The sequence below is a fragment of the Xanthomonas sp. 3075 genome (assembly GCF_014197275.1).
Taxonomy (GTDB): domain Bacteria; phylum Pseudomonadota; class Gammaproteobacteria; order Xanthomonadales; family Xanthomonadaceae; genus Xanthomonas; species Xanthomonas campestris_B.
In genome coordinates this window covers 1-2,677 of the sequence record NZ_JACIFI010000046.1, presented here as the reverse complement: position 1 = coordinate 2,677, position 2,677 = coordinate 1, and the positions used below count along the sequence as shown (strand labels likewise).

The 2,677-nt window shown below is 56.3% G+C and carries 4 protein-coding genes; 2 read left to right on the top strand and 2 right to left on the bottom strand.

Annotation, left to right across the window (positions count from 1 at the left end; genetic code table 11):
- Positions 1-206: 206 nt before the first annotated feature.
- Positions 207-452: a transposase gene (locus GGR62_RS21490; RefSeq protein ID WP_184409710.1), complete on the top strand. Its 246-nt coding sequence runs from the start codon at positions 207-209 to the stop codon at positions 450-452.
- 75 nt (positions 453-527) lie between these two features.
- The gene (locus GGR62_RS21365; RefSeq protein WP_184409709.1) at positions 528-905 is read left to right on the top strand and encodes a transposase; all 378 of its coding nucleotides are present in this window, start codon (positions 528-530) and stop codon (positions 903-905) included.
- Between the two features lie 95 nt (positions 906-1,000).
- Here the strand turns inward: GGR62_RS21365 and GGR62_RS20795 are convergent, their stop codons facing one another.
- Positions 1,001-1,936 carry an XVIPCD domain-containing protein gene (locus GGR62_RS20795; RefSeq protein WP_184409708.1) on the bottom strand — a complete coding sequence of 312 codons (936 nt, stop codon included), beginning with the start codon at positions 1,934-1,936 and terminating at the stop codon, positions 1,001-1,003.
- Between the two features lie 10 nt (positions 1,937-1,946).
- On the bottom strand, positions 1,947-2,321 hold the full coding sequence (locus GGR62_RS20790) for a hypothetical protein (RefSeq protein ID WP_184409707.1): 375 nt from the start codon (positions 2,319-2,321) through the stop codon (positions 1,947-1,949).
- Positions 2,322-2,677: the final 356 nt, after the last annotated feature.

Here is a 2,677-nt window from a genome sequence, read left to right as displayed (position 1 = left end):
CTCAGCGTCACCGAACGTCAGTTGCATGGATCACTCCTCAACATGAGGCGGGTAGTGTCGCGTATCTGTGGTGCGTTGTTCAGAGGTTCCCTAACGGGCGCTAACGGGTTCAGGTTCACTTCCTAGCCAAATTTCAGGCTACGGCCTCAGCTTTCGGGAGGGTTTCCTCGCTATCAGCACCAACGCCTGGCTGCGAGTCTTGCACCGTGGCCAGACTTCCGCGTATTGACGTTCCCGGCATCCCGCAGCACATCGTGCAGCGCGGGAACAACCGCTTGCCGTGCTTTCTGGATGATGGCGACCGATTGCGCTACCTGCACTTGCTGCATGAAGCCCTGCACGCCACAGGCTGCCAGCTGCACGCTTACGTCTTGATGGACAACCATGTGCACTTGCTAGTCACGCCACCTGCAGCGGGACGAATCGGGCAAATGATGCAACGCCTTGGGTGAAACTACGTCGCATTGTTCAATGGCCGCCACAGGCGCACGGGAACACTATGGGAAGGCCGGTACAAAGCGTGTCTTGTGGACAGTGCGGACTACGTCCTTCGCTGCTATCGCTACATTGAGCTCAATCCGGTGCGTGCTCGCCTGACCGACAACCCGGCAGCGTATCGTTGGTCCAGCTGCCCAGCCAATCTAGCCCAGCGCAAGCACTCCGCACTGACACCACATCCCTGTTGGCTTGCGCTTGGCAGCGACCCGATCGAGCGATCCAACGCCTACCGTGCTCTGCTCGATGAAACCCTCTCCGACGAACTGCTTACCAGCATTCGTCTTCATCTACAGCAGCAGCGAGCCCTGGGCCACGACGCCTTCCGCGCAATGGTCGAAGTCAAGACCAACCGCTTTGCAGGCGTCAGGCCCGCTCATCGCCCGCGCAAACCGAACACCGCCGACTGAGTCGTTAACCTGATCCGTTATTACGCCAGCACATCGACCGAGAAGGTTGCGAAACGACAGAACACCACCACATAAAGGAATTAGCCCCCGTTAGTTCACGCCATGCCGCGCTGTTGCTGATGCTGGCGTTCGTGCTCCACGGCCGCACTCTGAGATTGCTGGACCTGTGCTTCACCAATTTCCCGTAGACGAGCTGCATGCTGCTCCACTGGTGTATTCAGCACCTCATGCATGCTTCCATGCGCTCGAAGATGTGCGGGGTTGTTCAAGTCACCTTGGACTACAAAAAATCGCTCACCTCGTGCTGCCGAGCTGGTCGCATCGCCCAGCAAAATATGATCCACGCGCTGCAGGTTGTGATTTGCCGCCACTACTGCACCGCCGTAGGCCAGCCGCTCACTATTGCCGTCGTACTTCCTCCCGAGCCCTTCTTCCAAGCGGCGAACCGCTTCCTCAGCGCTCTTCTGCATGGATTCGTACCAATCAGAGGCTTTCTCACGCAGGTTCTGCGGCTTAAGTGAATCCATCGAACCTGGCTCTCTCTCCGCCGCAGGCAGTGCATTGTCTGGCGCTGTCGGCTGCTTAGCCTCCAGCTGGCGAATTGTTTTAACCAACTCTCTTGGCGTCTCGATCGACAAAAACTCAGTAGCGTCCAGTTTATTTCCGGTGACGCTGGTGACGGTATCGCTAGCCCAGCCTGCGCAGGTTGTCGTTGGACCCCACGTCACGTTCTGCTTGAGCGCTATCTCGAGCTCTTTAGCTTGTTCAGAAGTAAGGGTGTAGTAACGACTGGCTGTCACATCGGAGCTGGCCTCCCGTCCCTCCCGTATATCAGTGGCTTTGGGGTCGCTCTGCCCTCGCCGAACAATGTCCGGGTGACTATCCGGCCATAATCCGTAATAACTTACCTCTCCGTCTCGCGAGACAGTCACCCACGCGTGGCCGTCAGTGAACTTATCGAACGCACTTCCATCCGCCTGCGTGTTTGGATCAACCCAGCTATGCACTCCCAGCACGACCCGGTCAGCCATTTCCAACTCCTTAGATGTCGAACGCCTGGATACCGTCACCGTGCGCAATGCGCACGCGATTTCCCGTGAAAGGAATGACTACGCTCCCCACCGAAGGTGAAAGGCCCGGCAACAAGTCGGCCATGGCCTTGCATTGCTCATGGATAGAGCATCGAAGAATCCTCACCGACAAAGAGCCATTCACCACCTCATAGTCAGCACCCGCAACGTAATACTGACTCTCCATTGGCACCTTGAAATCTATCCGCACATTCTCGGTGTCCTGCCGATGAACAGTCAAGGGAGACAACGACAACTGGGAGTATTGAACCGGCACTTTGTTCTCCGCACATGCAGTGGTCGACATAGCCAGCACGGCCATCATCAACAAGTTTGAATTTCTCATAGCTTACGTTCCATGCCCTCGATCCACTTCAGGTGTGTATCTTTTTGTGAGACGACGTTAAGGATTCATCAGCATCACCGGCTGCAACTAGCGCTATTCCTTAATAACACAAAACGTGTCGATGGCGGCTATGTACGTGACTTCAACGAAGACGGGGCGACTTCGTCACTACGTTCCGCGGAAGTAAAAGAGCAGCAACCCGGCACGTTATCCGCACCCACCTAGCCCACAAAAAGTCAGGCCGACTAAGCGAACCTGACCCTGAGGTATCCCCACGTTTTTCAGTTCAGGACCATCTGGTTGTGAATGTGTTCGGGCAGTGTGCGTAGTCGCGCTAGCCATTGGCTGATGAGCTC

What these genes read in the sequence shown, in the direction of transcription:
- GGR62_RS20795 (WP_184409708.1), bottom strand. Translation starts at nt 1,936, where the DNA reads ATGGCTGACCGGGTCGTGCTGGGAGTGCATAGCTGGGTTGATCCAAAC.
- GGR62_RS20790 (WP_184409707.1), bottom strand. Translation starts at nt 2,321, where the DNA reads ATGAGAAATTCAAACTTGTTGATGATGGCCGTGCTGGCTATGTCGACC.